This window comes from Candidatus Planktophila versatilis (assembly GCF_002288265.1).
In the GTDB taxonomy this organism is placed as follows: Bacteria; Actinomycetota; Actinomycetes; order Nanopelagicales; family Nanopelagicaceae; genus Planktophila; species Planktophila versatilis.
On sequence record NZ_CP016778.1, the window covers coordinates 908,535 to 922,817 of the forward strand.

General features: G+C 49.3%; 16 protein-coding genes and 2 tRNA genes. 8 read left to right on the forward strand and 10 right to left on the reverse strand.

Annotated elements, in window-relative coordinates:
- Positions 1 to 516: an HNH endonuclease gene (locus tag A1sIIB76_RS04615; RefSeq protein WP_095675501.1), complete on the reverse strand. Its 516-nt coding sequence runs from the start codon at positions 514 to 516 to the stop codon at positions 1 to 3.
- 118 nt (positions 517 to 634) lie between these two features.
- On the opposite strand from A1sIIB76_RS04615, the gene A1sIIB76_RS04620 reads away from it, so the two are divergent.
- Positions 635 to 1,180 (forward strand): mechanosensitive ion channel family protein, encoded by a 546-nt coding sequence (locus A1sIIB76_RS04620; protein ID WP_095697368.1) that lies wholly within the window; start codon positions 635 to 637, stop codon positions 1,178 to 1,180.
- Here the strand turns inward: A1sIIB76_RS04620 and A1sIIB76_RS04625 are convergent.
- Genes A1sIIB76_RS04625 through ettA form a run of 4 tightly spaced genes read right to left on the reverse strand, consistent with a single transcriptional unit; the run spans position 1,177 to position 4,912 of the window.
- Positions 1,177 to 1,563, reverse strand: coding sequence for a globin (locus A1sIIB76_RS04625; protein WP_095697117.1), 387 nt, complete (start codon positions 1,561 to 1,563; stop codon positions 1,177 to 1,179). The genes A1sIIB76_RS04620 and A1sIIB76_RS04625 overlap by 4 nt on opposite strands.
- Positions 1,563 to 2,825, reverse strand: a complete 1,263-nt coding sequence (locus tag A1sIIB76_RS04630; RefSeq protein ID WP_095684894.1) for an MFS transporter — start codon at positions 2,823 to 2,825, stop codon at positions 1,563 to 1,565. Before A1sIIB76_RS04630 ends, A1sIIB76_RS04625 begins: the two co-directional genes overlap by 1 nt.
- A 12-nt stretch (positions 2,826 to 2,837) precedes the next feature.
- Positions 2,838 to 3,245 (reverse strand): acyl-CoA thioesterase, encoded by a 408-nt coding sequence (locus A1sIIB76_RS04635; protein WP_095684895.1) that lies wholly within the window; start codon positions 3,243 to 3,245, stop codon positions 2,838 to 2,840.
- A complete protein-coding gene (gene ettA, locus A1sIIB76_RS04640; RefSeq protein ID WP_095697118.1) occupies positions 3,245 to 4,912 on the reverse strand; it encodes an energy-dependent translational throttle protein EttA in 1,668 nt (555 codons plus the stop codon). Before ettA ends, A1sIIB76_RS04635 begins: the two co-directional genes overlap by 1 nt.
- A 45-nt stretch (positions 4,913 to 4,957) precedes the next feature.
- On the opposite strand from ettA, the gene A1sIIB76_RS04645 reads away from it, so the two are divergent.
- Positions 4,958 to 5,031: transfer RNA gene (locus A1sIIB76_RS04645), tRNA-Arg, on the forward strand.
- Positions 5,032 to 5,087: 56 nt separating this feature from the next.
- On the opposite strand, the gene A1sIIB76_RS04650 is transcribed toward A1sIIB76_RS04645, so the two are convergent.
- The 4 genes from A1sIIB76_RS04650 to pstC all read right to left on the reverse strand — a co-directional run bounded on the left by A1sIIB76_RS04650 (position 5,088) and on the right by pstC (position 9,292).
- Positions 5,088 to 6,242 carry a substrate-binding domain-containing protein gene (locus tag A1sIIB76_RS04650; RefSeq protein ID WP_223298126.1) on the reverse strand — a complete coding sequence of 385 codons (1,155 nt, stop codon included), beginning with the start codon at positions 6,240 to 6,242 and terminating at the stop codon, positions 5,088 to 5,090.
- A gap of 116 nt (positions 6,243 to 6,358) precedes the next feature.
- Complete coding sequence (pstB, locus tag A1sIIB76_RS04655; RefSeq protein WP_223298127.1) at positions 6,359 to 7,252, reverse strand: phosphate ABC transporter ATP-binding protein PstB; 894 nt, start codon at positions 7,250 to 7,252, stop codon at positions 6,359 to 6,361.
- Between the two features lie 4 nt (positions 7,253 to 7,256).
- A complete protein-coding gene (pstA, locus tag A1sIIB76_RS04660; protein WP_095675055.1) occupies positions 7,257 to 8,303 on the reverse strand; it encodes a phosphate ABC transporter permease PstA in 1,047 nt (348 codons plus the stop codon).
- On the reverse strand, positions 8,300 to 9,292 hold the full coding sequence (pstC, locus tag A1sIIB76_RS04665) for a phosphate ABC transporter permease subunit PstC (protein WP_095675056.1): 993 nt from the start codon (positions 9,290 to 9,292) through the stop codon (positions 8,300 to 8,302). Before pstC ends, pstA begins: the two co-directional genes overlap by 4 nt.
- 108 nt (positions 9,293 to 9,400) lie before the next feature.
- Here pstC and orn point away from each other — a divergent pair, with 108 nt between their 5' ends.
- From orn to A1sIIB76_RS04695, 6 genes are all read left to right on the forward strand, one after another.
- Entirely contained in the window at positions 9,401 to 9,970 is a 570-nt protein-coding gene (gene orn / locus A1sIIB76_RS04670; RefSeq protein ID WP_095697119.1) for an oligoribonuclease, read from the forward strand.
- Between the two features lie 17 nt (positions 9,971 to 9,987).
- Positions 9,988 to 10,063: transfer RNA gene (locus tag A1sIIB76_RS04675), tRNA-His, on the forward strand.
- A gap of 51 nt (positions 10,064 to 10,114) precedes the next feature.
- The gene (locus tag A1sIIB76_RS04680; protein WP_095675058.1) at positions 10,115 to 10,600 is read left to right on the forward strand and encodes an inorganic diphosphatase; all 486 of its coding nucleotides are present in this window, start codon (positions 10,115 to 10,117) and stop codon (positions 10,598 to 10,600) included.
- A 2-nt stretch (positions 10,601 to 10,602) separates the two neighbouring features.
- Positions 10,603 to 11,871 (forward strand): ammonium transporter, encoded by a 1,269-nt coding sequence (locus A1sIIB76_RS04685; RefSeq protein ID WP_095697120.1) that lies wholly within the window; start codon positions 10,603 to 10,605, stop codon positions 11,869 to 11,871.
- 28 nt (positions 11,872 to 11,899) lie between these two features.
- The gene (locus A1sIIB76_RS04690; protein ID WP_095675060.1) at positions 11,900 to 12,238 is read left to right on the forward strand and encodes a P-II family nitrogen regulator; all 339 of its coding nucleotides are present in this window, start codon (positions 11,900 to 11,902) and stop codon (positions 12,236 to 12,238) included.
- Between the two features lie 8 nt (positions 12,239 to 12,246).
- The gene (locus tag A1sIIB76_RS04695) at positions 12,247 to 13,584 is read left to right on the forward strand and encodes a serine hydroxymethyltransferase (RefSeq protein ID WP_095684899.1); all 1,338 of its coding nucleotides are present in this window, start codon (positions 12,247 to 12,249) and stop codon (positions 13,582 to 13,584) included.
- Here A1sIIB76_RS04695 and A1sIIB76_RS04700 read toward each other — a convergent pair.
- Positions 13,577 to 14,245 (reverse strand): HNH endonuclease family protein, encoded by a 669-nt coding sequence (locus tag A1sIIB76_RS04700; protein ID WP_095684900.1) that lies wholly within the window; start codon positions 14,243 to 14,245, stop codon positions 13,577 to 13,579. The two genes, A1sIIB76_RS04695 and A1sIIB76_RS04700, sit on opposite strands and share 8 nt — an antisense overlap.
- Between the last annotated feature and the right edge of the window lie 38 nt (positions 14,246 to 14,283).

The window sequence follows — 14,283 nt, forward strand, 5'->3', positions numbered from 1 at the left end:
CTATGCAGTTGCAGCAGCGACGCCAAATGGCTCTAGGTATGGCAGCCAACGATTTTCGGTGCGACCTGTTCCAAGAATTCGCCATGCCGCACCCACTGGTTCACGCGGTAGCGTGCGAAGTCGCCAACCAAGTTCTTTCAGTGGCTTATCAGCTTTGACATGGTTGCACTTATGGCAAGCACTCACAACATTCTCCCAATTGTGACCGCCACCACGAGAACGAGGAATGACGTGATCAATAGAAGTTGCCGGTGCTGTGCAATAGACGCAGCGTCCACCATCTCGCGCAAAGATTGCCCGACGCGAAAGTGGAACTGCATGACGATAAGGAATCTTCACAAATTTATTGAGGCGAATTACTGATGGGAGCTCAATCTGGCCATGTGCAAAGTGCAAGACGGTTCCAGAAGCTTCAACCATAGTTGCGCGGTTGTTCAGAACGAGAATGAGCGCACGACGATCAGTGACAACACCCAACGGTTCGTAGGTGGCGTTGAGAACTAATGAGCGGTTCATCTCTACCTCGGTTCCAGCACGTGGCTCGCACTGATTGGGCAATTTTGTACTAAAACTCTCCAGGACGGGGGCATTTTGTGGTGAAGTTTTAGTAAAGATTTCACTACCCTTAATGCCTATGAACGAGCGCACGCAGGCAATCTGGGATTGGTTTAACGGAGCCCCATTTCGTATCGTCATCGTCTTTGTGATCGCCGCTATCGGCCATGTCATCGGCCATCGGGCCATCTCCCGGGCCATTGGCCGCCTGGCAACAGCTGACCTAAAGCCAGGACCAGGAACGGCTAAACGCCAGGCAGAGCGGGCCCGCACCATCGGAACCGTCTTTAGCTCCACCTATAACGCCGCCATCTGGATCATTGCAACCGGAATGATTCTGGGTGAGTTCGGATTTAGTTTGGGGCCTGTTCTTGCCTCTGCCGGCGTCATTGGTGTGGCAATTGGACTCGGCGCACAGACCTTAGTGCGCGATGTTCTCTCTGGAATCTTTATGTTGGTTGAAGATCAATATGGAGTGGGCGATGATATTCGCGTGCAAGAAATTGCCGGACGAGTAGAAAAGGTTGGCTTGCGAATCACTCAGGTGCGCGATGCTGATGGCGTGCTCTGGTTTGTACGTAACGGCGAAATTCTGCTGGTGGGAAATAAATCTAAGAAGGATTAATCCATCTGATTAACCAGATGGTTTGCTGCTCCCTCTAGGTATCTCCACAATTTATCTTTTTCATCTTGGCCAAGTGATGTTCCATCGACAGCCAACTTCATGCAGCCAATCCAGGCATCACGGGCCTCTTGGTTAATATGAAAACCGGCATGGCGCATGCGAAGACGCGGATGACCACGTTCTTCTTGATAAGTGCTTGGTCCGCCCCAATACTGTTCTAAGAACATCTGTAATCTGCGGGCCGCACCTTTCATATCTGATTCTGGATACATCGGGCGCAACACGGGATTGACCGCAACGTGGGCATAGAACTGTGAGACAAGATCGGCAAAGAAGTCTTCCCCGCCAAAGAGCTCGTAATAATTAGTGGTATCGCGCTCCATCAACTTCTCAACTCTGCTGAAGTTTTTCCTTTGGCGATCTGTAATACGGCAAAAGCACTGATGATGCACATGATGGCGGCAATATAGAAAGAGAGTGCATAGTCGCCAAGTTTTACCCGCAATACCGCCGCACCCAGGGCGGCAATTGATGCCCCCACTTGATGACCCACAAATACCCAACCATAGACAACAGTTGAACGCTGGGGACCAAGGACAATGCGACAGAGAATAAGAGTGGGTGGAACGGTGGCAATCCAATCAAGGCCATAGAAGATTACAAATACCAATGTGGATGGATGAATGGTGCTAAAGAGAATAGATGGCAATAAAAAGAGGGAGAGACCGCGCAGGCCGTAGTAGAAGAAGAGCAATTTACGGGGATCATACTTATCTGTGAGATAGCCAGAGAGAATTGTTCCAATCACATCGAAGACACCAACGAGAGCTAACAAACTAGCAGCGACAGTTGTGCCCATACCGTGATCGTGAGCTGCTGGAATGAAGTGTGTGCCAATCAGTCCGTTGGTGGAAAGTCCGCAGACAAAGAATGAGCCAAAGAGAATAAGGAAGTTTCTATCTTTCACTGATTTAACCAAGGTATCAATGGCTAAGCGACCTGCCGGCATTTCACTAGCAACTGGTGGTTGCCAATCTTCCGGCGCTCCATAGGGCTTCATGCCTAAGGCTTCTGGTTTCTCTTTCAGGAAGAGATAGATGAATGGAATCATGAGCGCAGATGCGGCGCCAACAGTGATGGAGATGCTCTTCCAGCCGTAAGTGATCGCAAAGTGCGAGAGCATGGGAAGGAAAACTAATTGACCAGTTGCTGTGGCAGCGGTCAGCGCTCCCACCACTATTCCTTTGCGGGCAACAAACCAACGATTAGCAATCGTTGCAGCAAAGACCAAGGCCATGGAACCAGAGCCCACACCCACGCCGATGCCCCACAGCGCCCACAAGTGCCATGGCTGAGTCATAAAGATTGTCGAGGTGGCACTAGCAGCAACGAGTGCAAGTGCAGTCATCACTACTTTGCGCACAGTAAAGCGTTCCATCAGCGCCGCCGCAAAAGGTGCTACCAAACCAAAAAGAAGTACGTTAATTGATATCGCTAACGAAATTTGCGAACGGGACCAGCCAAAAGCTTCTTCCAAGGGAAGAATGAGCACAGTGGGTGCAGATCTAAACCCGGCTGTTGCAACGAGGGTGAAGAAGGTGACTACTGCTGCAATCCACCCGGGGTGAATCTTTCGCTCTTGCATTATTTAAACCTACTAATCCTTGAGGTAACGATTAAGGAATTCGCGCTCTTGCTCCGAAATTGGACGAGACTTCTTTGTCTCCAGCGAAACCATCACTTGCACAGACTTCATCTTGGCATGCACCACACCATCGGTGCCCAGCAATTCATATCCCACGACAAATGAAGTGTTGCCAATGGAGTCAACCCATAGGTTCAGATCATAGAAACGGCCACCCTCATAGATAGGCACGATGTAATCAATCTCGTTGCGGGCAACCACCATCTCCATCAGTGTCGGCAGCTCACCTTTTATTGAATATTGGTAGTACGCCCATTGGTAGCGAACTTCTTGAATGTAGGTCAGATACTTAGCATTATTGACATGGCCAAAGGCATCGATGTCATCCCATCGCACATATTGCTGCCCTGTATAAATCATTAGCGGGTCAGCTTTCGATAGGTAGCGCGATGCGGACGCGCAGCATCGGCACCTAAACGGGCAATCTTGTTCTCTTCATAGGATTCGAAGTTTCCTTCAAACCAGAACCACTTTGAATCACCTTCATAGGCCAAGATGTGTGTTGCTACCCGGTCAAGAAACCAACGATCGTGGGAGATCACAACGGCGCACCCAGGAAATTCCAGGAGCGCGTTTTCAAGTGATCCCAACGTTTCGACATCAAGATCGTTCGTTGGCTCATCCAGCAGCAATAAGTTGCCACCTTGCTTCAAAGTAAGAGCAAGGTTTAAGCGGTTACGTTCTCCACCAGATAAAACACCAGCAGCTTTCTGCTGATCAGGGCCTTTAAATCCGAAGGCGGCAACGTATGCGCGCGATGGCATTTCAACTTGTCCTACCTTCATGAAATCAAGGCCGTCTGAGACCACTTCAAAGAGTGATTTCTTTGGATCGATTCCACCACGGGACTGATCCACGTAGGAAATCTTTACCGTCTCACCAATCTTTACTGATCCTGAATCTGGTTCTTCCAGACCTAAGATTGTTTTAAAGAGCGTTGTTTTGCCGGCGCCGTTAGGCCCAATGACTCCCACAATTCCGTTACGTGGCAAGGTAAATGAGAGATCATCAATGAGAACGCGATCGCCAAAACCTTTTACCAAGTGCTCAACTTCAACGACAATATTTCCAAGGCGCGGCCCAGGTGGAATCTGAATCTCTTCAAAGTCCAACTTACGCATCTTGTCTGCCTCAGCTGCCATCTCTTCATAACGTGCAAGACGGGCCTTCGACTTTGCCTGGCGCCCCTTTGCATTCTGGCGAACCCAATCGAGCTCTTCGGTAAGGCGCTTAGCGCGCTTGGCATCTTTCTGACCTTCAACTTTAAGGCGTGCTGATTTGGTTTCAAGATAAGTTGAGTAGTTGCCCTCGTATGGATAGGCACGACCGCGATCGAGTTCAAGGATCCATTGCGCAACATTGTCCAAGAAGTATCTATCGTGCGTGATTGCGACAACGGTGCCTGGGTACTTACTTAAGTGTTGCTCTAGCCATAAGACCGATTCAGCATCAAGGTGGTTTGTCGGCTCATCAAGAAGCAATAGATCTGGTGCTTCCAAAAGTAATTTACATAAAGCAACGCGGCGCTTTTCTCCACCGGAAAGAACTTTGACGTCAGCATCTGGTGGCGGACAACGCAGCGCATCCATGGCCTGTTCTAGCTGCGAATCAAGTTCCCATGCGTTGCGATGATCGAGTTGCTCTTGCAGTTCGCCCATTTCAGATAACAACTTGTCGTAATCGGCATCAGGGTTGGCCATCTCTTCTGAAATTTCGTTAAACCTACGGACCATCTCCATGGTCTCAGCAACACCTTCTTGCACATTTTCAAGAACGGTCTTCTCTTCATTGAGGTGCGGCTCCTGCAGCAGAATTCCTACTGTGTAGCCAGGTGAAAGATATGCCTCGCCATTTGAAGGTTGTTGAAGCCCTGCCATGATCTGCAAAACGGTTGATTTACCCGCACCATTAGGTCCAACAACACCAATCTTTGCGCCAGGTAAGAACATCAAGGTAACGTCGTCGAGAATTACCTTTTCACCATGCGCTTTACGCGCCTTCTTCATCGTGTATATGAACTCAGCCATAGTCGCAAACCTTACTGGGTACAATTGCCTCACACGACCCTGCAGGCGCCTGTAGCTCAGTCGGATAGAGCAACCGCCTTCTAAGCGGTAGGTCGCAGGTTCGATTCCTGCCAGGCGCACATAAAAAACTGGGTAGCTCGCCGAAGCGAACTACCCAGTCCCTATTTTTTAAGTATTACTTATTCATCTTTGCGATTTGAGCGTTAGCCGCATCAAGGAATGTTCCAGACACAACTACGAACCCTAGCGAAGGCTTTGCACCCGAGCACGCAGGAGAAACGATGTACTGTGCAAGTTCCTTCACAGCAGCACCACGAGCCTTATCTGCATATTGGGTTTCAATAAGCATGTAAGAAATGATTCCAAGTGTGTATGCACCAGCAACTGATGTGTTGTAGTCATAGCTCACGATGCCGTTAGCATCCTGCTTTGCTGCACCTAAGAATGCTGAAGTAGCTGCAGAATCTGGGTAGGTAAAGTTTCCGGAAGCATTTGATACGTATGCTGCACGAAGCCCGAAGGTATCTCCCCAGTTCTTCTCAGCGTAGGTAATCGAGTACTTGGTTTTTGCTGCAAGTCCTGCAACTCCCTGTGACTGTCCCGCTCCGACAATACGACCAATGTTGCCTGCGGCGTTAAGGGTGGCGGTTGGGAATGCAGTTGTAAATGCGTTATTTCCTGGCTTTGTCCAAACAGTTGGAGCAACACCATTGAGCCATGCTGTGAAGTTACCTGTTGTTCCTGATCCGTCTGAACGGTAGATAACTCTGATTGATTGGTTTGGAAGTGTGTAGTTAGATGTAAGAGTTCTAGTGTTAAGAACGATTGGATTTCCGCTTGCATCCTTTGCAACGTTTCCGTCCTTATCTTTCCGGTAGATAACTGTCTTGATTTGACGGTTGTTATCTGCCTGGATTGCTGGATCATTCCACTTTGTTATGTCACCAGAGAAGATCTTTGCAACTGTTGTTGATGAAAGGTAAAGATTCTTCTTTCCAGGGAGATTGACGAGAACTGCGATTGGCGCTGCAACGATTGGCGCATGGAAAACTGTTGAACGCTTAGTTGCTGCAGTGTGGGCTACATCTGAAAACCAGAAGTCACCAATTTTTGCGTCTGAATTCTTAACACCAGTGCTTGAGCCTGTTGAGGTATAGACATATGAGTGCTTAGTGGCCGTATTGAATCCTGCCTTACACTCTTGTAGTAATGGATCAACAAATGATGCACCCGAGCCAGCAAGATCAACAGCGTGTGCTGGGGTAGCTGTACCAACTGCAATAAAGCCGGCGACGATTAGTGCCTTGGCCTTCTTAGAAAACTTCATCATTTACCCTTCGTAGAACGGACGTAAGTAACTCTTACGCTCCACAAGATATTCAGCGGGCGTTACTTTTTAGCCACCAGAAGGTAAACGTTTAGGTTCCAGAAGGTGAACAAATAGATTTAGCCGAAGCGGCCAGTTACGTAATCCTCTGTGCGCTTATCTTGGGGAGAAGAGAAAATGCGACTCGTTGGAGCTGCCTCAATCATTTCGCCTGGACCTCCATCGGATAGGAAAAAAGCGGTGTAATCAGAGACTCGGGCTGCCTGCTGCATATTGTGTGTGACGATGATGATTGTCATGGTCTTGGCAAGATCTGAGATTGTCTCTTCAATTCTAAATGTTGATCCTGGATCAAGAGCAGAACATGGCTCATCCATCAAGAGAACCTGTGGTTCAACTGCTAATGAGCGAGCGATGCAGAGACGTTGCTGCTGACCACCCGAGAGAGCGCCACCGTGCTCTCCTAGCCGGTCTTTAACCTCGTTCCATAGCCCTGCGCGTATCAGGCAGGATTCAAGAAGTTCATCTGTGTTCTTCTTCTTCAACTGAGCAAGCTTGAGACCAGAGAGCACGTTTTCGCCGATTGTCATTGAAGGAAATGGGTTTGGCTTCTGGAAGACCATGCCTACGCGAAGACGAATCTTGGTTACATCTGTATCCGGTGAGTAGATATCTTTTCCATCAAGCAGAACTTCTCCAGCCATTGCGGCAGTAGGGATAAATTCATGCATTCTGTTGAGCGTACGAAGAAATGTTGACTTACCGCAGCCTGATGGTCCGATAAGTGCTGTCACTGTTCCTGCAGCAAAATCGAGTGTCACATCGGACAGGACGTGCTTCTTACCAAACCAGGCATGCACACCGCGAGTTTCAAGACCATTGCCGAGTATCGCTGTCCCTGGTTGACGTACCGCGCGGGCTGATGCAACGCTCGATAGTGAGGATGGAGTTACGTGTGATGTCGTCATTTGTTCTTCCTTCTCGTTGTTAGTGAAATTATTAGATTCGGTCATGGAATTACCCAACCTTTCTTCCGCTTATGTAGCGTGCCATACCAAAAAGAATGAAAATGAAGCTCAATAGCACCAACATGCCCGCCCAGGCACGAGCAAGTGCTTCAGGAGTGCCACTAGTAAGGAATGCTTTCCAAATATAGAACGGAAGCGATCCCATCGCTCCCTCAGTCGGATTGAGATTCAAGGAATCTCCTCCACCCGAAACTAGAAGTATGGGTGCGGTCTCACCAATAATTCGAGCTACACCTAAAATGATGGCGGTAACCAAGCCGCTCTTGGCTGCCGGAAGTACAACCCCGGCAACGGTACGCCATTGAGTTCCACCTAAAGCAACGCCAGCTTCACGAAGTTCATTGGGAATAAGCCGCAGCATTTCCTCGGCCGTTCTTGCAATGGTTGGGATCATCAAGATGGTGAGTGCAAGGGAGCCCATCAAACCTGAGAGCTCTTTTGTTACAGGGTAGACCAAACTAGACAAGATAAAGAGACCAGCAACAATGGATGGAACCCCAGACATTGCCTGTACCAAGAACTTGATCGGGCGAGTTAGTGAACCGCGAATTTCCGTCAGGTACAGCGCAGTAAGAACTCCAATTGGGAAACTGATGATGAGCGCCCCACCAACCATGAGGATTGTTCCTACGAGTGCATGCAACAACCCGCCACTTGCAATTGGGTCATTCACTGATGCAAGGGCCATATCTTTGGTAAGAATTCCCCAGTGAAGCCCCTTGTAGCCCTTGCTAAATACGGTAGCGACGATACTAACGATTGGAATTAATGTGATCACAATCGCCATTACTGCAAGCACTTGAAGCAAAGCATCCTTGGCTGCAGCTGTTCCACGCTTAAAGTAGTGGAAACTGAAATTTAGAATAAGTAGTGAGATGAAGAGCGAGAAGAAGAAACCTAATTTTCCATTAAACCCTGTCAATTCGACTGAAGCACCAGCTAAAACAAAAGCGGCAAATACAATCAGGAGACTTTTGACCTTGTCTGCACCAGAGGGTTGCCACGGTTTCTGTGGCATAGGAATGACTTTATTCATCGTCCCTTACCTCCGAAACGATTGATGAGTAAGTCTGCTGTCGCATTTACTAAAAGGGTGAGCAAGAAGAGAATCAATCCGGCTGCCATCAGTGCATCGACCTCGTAAGGACCCGCTTCACCGAATTTGAGAAGAATTAAGGATGCCACGTTTCCGCCAGCACCAAAAAGAACCTGCCAATTTATTTGATAAACGATATTGAGTACCGTATAGACCGCAACTGTTTCACCCATAGCGCGACCAAGTCCCAACATAGCCCCACCGATTATGCCGCCACGGCCAAAAGGGATTACGACAGCCTTAATCATCGCCAGCTTGGTAGCTCCGAGTGCATACGCCGCTTGGATTCGATCTAACGGGGTCTGGTCAAAAATTTCACGGGAAATCGCAGTAACAATCGGGATGATCATGGTTGCCAATACCAATCCAGCAATAAATGGTGAACGCTCAAAAACAGGAGCAGGTAAATCAAAGATGGGAATAAATCCCAGGTATTTATTGATTAGCTTGGCCCAATACTCAGCTGACGACATAAAAACAATAAATCCCCAGAAACCGAAGAGCAGAGAAGGAAATGCAGCCATCAAATCGATTACAGATATGAGGAACTTCTTTAGTTTTCCGTTTGCATAGAATGTTAAATACAGTGCAGTCAAAACGGAAATTGGCACGCCTACTAAAACTGCAATAAGGGCACACAACATTGTCCCCACTAACATCGCACCGATACCAAAATTTGATTCACTGATGTCGCCGGTTTCATCAGTTATAGCTTCCCAAGCAGAGCCGGTGATGAATCCCATTTTTTCGTCGACGAGAACGTGCGCACCCTTTAGTGAGAGGAAGAGTGCAATCAATCCCAGAATTACTAATGAAGCCATTCCGCCAATAGTTACAACCAGGCGAAAAATCTGATCAGAGCGACGGGGCTTGGTTGTGATTTCCCGAGGCACCGGTGGGGTCGGGCGCTCTTTTAGTTCAATTGCCATGAGCAGATAATGGTGGCAATCCGCATTAAGTAATGAGACTCTAAGTTAACAGCAGGTGAACGGAGCCTGAATTATCGCTCCACCCCCATAACCCTTACCCTTGCGCCTATGGCCACCGAACTCCCCCATCTCATCTGGATTGATTGCGAAATGACCGGGCTGGATCTGGCCACCGATGCCCTAGTTGAAATCGCTGTCCTGGTCACTGACTCAGAGCTAAATATCATCGGAGACGGCATCGATCTGGTCATCGGCGCAACTGCCGAGCAATTAGATGCCATGGGCGATTTTGTGCGACAGATGCACACGAGCTCGGGCCTGATCACCGAGATTCCCAATGGCATCTCGATTGAAGATGCTCAGATGCAGATACTTACTTATCTGCAAGCAGCTGGATGTGAGCCAGGCAAATCACCACTAGCCGGAAACTCAGTCTCGGTAGATCGCAACTTCATCGCTCGTGACATGCACGCACTTAATGAGTATCTGCACTATCGCACCATCGATGTCTCATCGATTAAGGAACTTGCCCGCCGCTGGTATCCGAAGACTTACTTTGCCGCCCCAGCCAAGACCGGTAATCACCGCGCACTGGGAGATATTCGCGATTCGATTGCCGAATTGGCTTACTACCGCCAGAGCGTATTTATCCAAAGCGAGCCGGGGCAGGTAAAGTAGCCCCTGCACAGCACATGGTGGGCGTAGCTCAGCTGGTAGAGCACTCGGTTGTGGTCCGAGATGTCGCGGGTTCGAGCCCCGTCGTTCACCCCAAGTTCTTTAATCCCCACTACATCACTTACTAAGCACAGGGAGTCCATTCTTATGATCTTCGATGTTGTTGTGGAAATTCCAGCGGGTTCTCGTAATAAGTACGAAATCAATCATGAGACTGGCGAAGTGCGCCTAGATCGCATGCTCTTCACCGCGACTCGCTTCCCACACGACTACGGCTTTGTGAAGAACACCCTTTCTAATGATGGCGATCCACTCGATGCACTCATCATGCTTGATGAGCCCACCTTCCCTGGTTGTGTGGTCTCTTGCCGCGTTATTGGAATGTTTCGCATGACCGATGAAAAAGGTGGCGATGACAAGTTGCTCTGTGTCGCAGCGGGAGATATTCGCAAGAACAATTTAAATGATCTGCCAGATGTTCCCATCTATGAACTAGATGAAATCAAGCACTTCTTTGAGGTCTATAAAACACTAGAGCCAGGTAAAGAAGTTCACGGTGGTGATTGGGTTGGCCATGTTGCAGCTGAAGCAGAAATTCAAGCGTCCTACCAACGGTATAAGGAGACCCACTAACAATGCCGGAGATCAATAGCGGTGATACCGCATGGGTTTTAGCAAGTGCAGCATTAGTACTTTTCATGACTCCAGGTCTGGCAGTCTTTTATGGCGGCATGGTCCGCGCGAAATCAGCGCTAAATATGATGATGATGTCATTTGCCGCAATCGGCATCACAACAATCATCTGGGTGCTCTATGGATACTCACTCGCCTTCGGTCCATCACAAGGTGGCCTCATTGGAAACCTTGATCACATAGGTCTGGCTTCCACCATTGATCAGGTAACTGGCGCTGAAGGTCACCAAATTCCAGTACTTGCCTTTGCCATGTTCCAACTTACCTTTGCCATTATTACTGTGGCTCTCCTTTCTGGAGCTATTGCCGACCGCGCCAAGTACGGTTCCTGGGTTCTCTTCGTTGGCATCTGGATCACACTCGTCTATCTACCCGTTGCCCACTGGGCATTTGCTGCCCAAAACGGTGAAGGCGGATGGATCATCGACAAACTTAAAGCGCTAGATTTTGCTGGCGGCACAGTTGTTGAAATTAACTCAGGTGCGGCAGCTCTCGCTCTCGCACTTGTTCTGGGAAAGCGCGATGGCTTCAGACGCGATCCGATGCGACCACACAATATGCCGCTGGTACTTCTTGGCGCCGGCATGCTCTGGTTTGGTTGGTTTGGATTTAATGCTGGATCTGCTCTCTCTGCCGGCTCCCTTGCTGCAACTGCGATGATCAATACTCAAATTTGCACAGCAGCTGCTGCCATGACCTGGATTGCCTATGAGAAAAAGCGCGATGGAAAAGCAACAACTCTCGGTGTGGCATCCGGTGCTATCGCTGGCGCTGTTGCAATCACACCAGCGTGTGGTTACTTAAATCCGTTGGGCGCACTCATTCTTGGTCTGATTGCCGGTGTTGTATCGTCCTGGGCTGTCTCACGTAAATATAAGTTTGGTTATGACGATTCACTCGATGTGGTCGGTGTCCACGGTGTTGGTGGAATTCTCGGAATGCTTGCAATCGGCCTGATTGCAACGCTAACTGCTAACGCTGCTGGCGCAGATGGACTACTCGTGGGCGGCGGAACCACACAGCTAGGTCGACAAGTAGTTGCGATTCTCGTAGTAGCTGCCTTCTCCTTCACAGCCACCTGGATTATTGCCACCCTGATTCAAAAGACTATCGGCTTCCGTGTTTATCGAGACGATGAACTCAACGGCCTGGACACAACATTCCATGCTGAATCTGCCTATGACATCACTGGAAATTCAAACCGTTACTAGTATTCGAAAACTAAGAAAAGAGAACAGCATGAAACTCATCACCGCAATCGTTAAGCCGGCAAAGGTCGATGACATCAAGGTTGCGCTGCAAGCAGCTGGCATCGCTGGCATGACAGTCTCAGAAACTCGCGGCTTTGGTCGCCAAAAGGGACACACTGAGATCTATCGTGGGGCTGAATACACAGTTGATTTCATTCCTAAGGTGCGCATTGAAGTACTCGTTGAAGATGGCGAAGCACAATCCATTATTGACGTCATCGTAAACACGGCAAGCACCGGCTCCATTGGTGATGGCAAGCTCTGGGTTACTAACGTTGAGCAAGTAATTCGCATTCGCACCGGCGAGCGCGGCGGCGATGCGCTTTAATTGACCGTATGACGCAGTCACTTAAGACTCAGAGTTGGGCAACCCCGGCTTCACAGGAGCTCATCGCCAGAATCGCAGCTCAAGTTGATGGAAAAAGTGGCTCCGATGTTCAGAGCTGGATTGAAGAGTTAGCGCAAGAGAATCATCGCCTGCACGATATTGAAGGTATCAATCTCAATCCGGCCACAAATATTCTTAATCCTCGGGCAGAAAAATTACTTGCATCCGGCATGAGCTCGCGCGCATCCTTGGGGCATCCGGGCGATAAATATGAAACCGGACTTGGCGCCATTGAGCAGATTGAAATCATTACCCAAGAGCTAGCCTGTGAAGTATTTGGTTCCACTTATGCCGAGTTTCGCGTTCCTTCCGGTGCGATTGCAAACCTCTATGCCTTTATGGCAAATACCGAACCCGGTGACACCATCATCGCTCCCCCTCCCACAATCGGTGGACACGTGACTCACCATAAAGGTGGATCTGCTGGCCTCTATCGCCTCAACACAATCTCGGCACCCGTGGATGAATCTGGCTACACCATCGATATCGATGCCCTGCGCAAACTTGCCCACGAAGTAAAGCCGACGATGATCACTGTGGGTGGCTCGCTCAATCTATTCCATCACCCGATTGCAGATGTGCGTGCAATCGCTGATGAAGTCGGTGCCAAGGTACTTTTTGATGCAGCACATCTCTGCGGAATGATTGCTGGAAAAGTCTGGCCGCAACCACTTGTTGAAGGCGCGCACTTGATGACCTTCTCAACATATAAGTCACTCGGTGGACCGGCAGGTGGACTTATCGTCACCAACGATGATGCCATCGCACAGAAGCTTGATGCAATCGCATACCCAGGACTGACCGCTAACTTCGATGCCGCAAAAACTGCAGCTCTCGGTGTGACTCTTCAAGATTGGAAGGCAGTTGGCCCTGAGTACGCGCAGATGATGGTTAAGACTTCCCAAGCACTGGCCCAGAACTTGCAGAACCGCGGCGTCAATATTTATGCCGCAGATAAGGGCTTCACCATGTCTCACCAATTTGCGATCCTCGCAGCTCCTTATGGTGGCGGACAAACTGCTGCCAAGCGCATGGGCGATGCGGGTTTGCTCGCTTGCGGGATTGGTTTACCGATTGCACCTGTCGACGGAGATCTCAATGGTCTTCGTATCGGCACCCCAGAAATCGTGCGTCTTGGCATGAAGGTAGAAGATATGGATCAGCTCAGCGATTTCATTGCGCAATCACTTGCTGCCACTGTTGACTCACAATCAGTCAAGCGTGAAGTTACGAAGTGGCGTAAGCAGTTTAGCGGTGTGCACTACACCGTAGATCTTCCTAACTAACCGGCACTTGCTGTGTTGGACACTGTGCCAAGATTGCTGACATCGCCGCCTTTTCCGGGGCCACTACCCATAATTCATACTTCGCTTTCACCGCAATCTGTTGTGCCACATAGGCACATCTAAAACTTTTTAGCGGTGGCACCCACGTTGCCGCATCACCATCACTTTTCTGCAGATTAAGTCTGCCTTTGACTGCAAAGAGATTCAGTGGGTCATTTGCAAGGGCTGTTCTCTGGGCGATGCTTAACTTAAATGCACCTGTCTGCCAGGAATTAGATAGTGCCACCACGTGATCTATCTGCACCTCCATGCTGCTCACATTGCCGCGCACAAAGTCGATCATCTCCCCGGAATATCTATCGGTGAGAATTCCGGAAAGCACTACGCAATTGCGCGTTTTGGGCTTGAACACAATCGAAGTCATATCTCGTTTCAAGATATCGTTTCGCGTATCGCATCCATTGCGATCAACATCAGCCCAGCTCTGCCCGAATGCAGCTCTGGAATATCCAGTCTTTGGTGCACGCCCTTTAACCGGCAACGTCTCCAAGACCGCCAGCGCAACCCCTGGCGCACTCTCTGCGGCGCTAGCAGGCGGTATGGAAATCGCCAATACCCCCGCAGAAATCATTAGCGCTATCTGTATTTCCCAGCGAGACATTTGACTATCTTCGCCCCTGTGAGGTGGTTAGACAAGGT

Coding starts and splice junctions, on each gene's coding strand:
- A1sIIB76_RS04615 (WP_095675501.1), bottom strand. CDS start 516: ATGAACCGCTCATTAGTTCTCAACGCCACCTACGAACCGTTGGGTGTT.
- A1sIIB76_RS04620 (WP_095697368.1), top strand. CDS start 635: ATGAACGAGCGCACGCAGGCAATCTGGGATTGGTTTAACGGAGCCCCA.
- A1sIIB76_RS04625 (WP_095697117.1), bottom strand. CDS start 1,563: ATGGAGCGCGATACCACTAATTATTACGAGCTCTTTGGCGGGGAAGAC.
- A1sIIB76_RS04630 (WP_095684894.1), bottom strand. CDS start 2,825: ATGCAAGAGCGAAAGATTCACCCCGGGTGGATTGCAGCAGTAGTCACC.
- A1sIIB76_RS04635 (WP_095684895.1), bottom strand. CDS start 3,245: ATGATTTATACAGGGCAGCAATATGTGCGATGGGATGACATCGATGCC.
- ettA (WP_095697118.1), bottom strand. CDS start 4,912: ATGGCTGAGTTCATATACACGATGAAGAAGGCGCGTAAAGCGCATGGT.
- A1sIIB76_RS04650 (WP_223298126.1), bottom strand. CDS start 6,242: ATGATGAAGTTTTCTAAGAAGGCCAAGGCACTAATCGTCGCCGGCTTT.
- pstB (WP_223298127.1), bottom strand. CDS start 7,252: ATGACCGAATCTAATAATTTCACTAACAACGAGAAGGAAGAACAAATG.
- pstA (WP_095675055.1), bottom strand. CDS start 8,303: ATGAATAAAGTCATTCCTATGCCACAGAAACCGTGGCAACCCTCTGGT.
- pstC (WP_095675056.1), bottom strand. CDS start 9,292: ATGGCAATTGAACTAAAAGAGCGCCCGACCCCACCGGTGCCTCGGGAA.
- orn (WP_095697119.1), top strand. CDS start 9,401: ATGGCCACCGAACTCCCCCATCTCATCTGGATTGATTGCGAAATGACC.
- A1sIIB76_RS04680 (WP_095675058.1), top strand. CDS start 10,115: ATGATCTTCGATGTTGTTGTGGAAATTCCAGCGGGTTCTCGTAATAAG.
- A1sIIB76_RS04685 (WP_095697120.1), top strand. CDS start 10,603: ATGCCGGAGATCAATAGCGGTGATACCGCATGGGTTTTAGCAAGTGCA.
- A1sIIB76_RS04690 (WP_095675060.1), top strand. CDS start 11,900: ATGAAACTCATCACCGCAATCGTTAAGCCGGCAAAGGTCGATGACATC.
- A1sIIB76_RS04695 (WP_095684899.1), top strand. CDS start 12,247: ATGACGCAGTCACTTAAGACTCAGAGTTGGGCAACCCCGGCTTCACAG.
- A1sIIB76_RS04700 (WP_095684900.1), bottom strand. CDS start 14,245: ATGTCTCGCTGGGAAATACAGATAGCGCTAATGATTTCTGCGGGGGTA.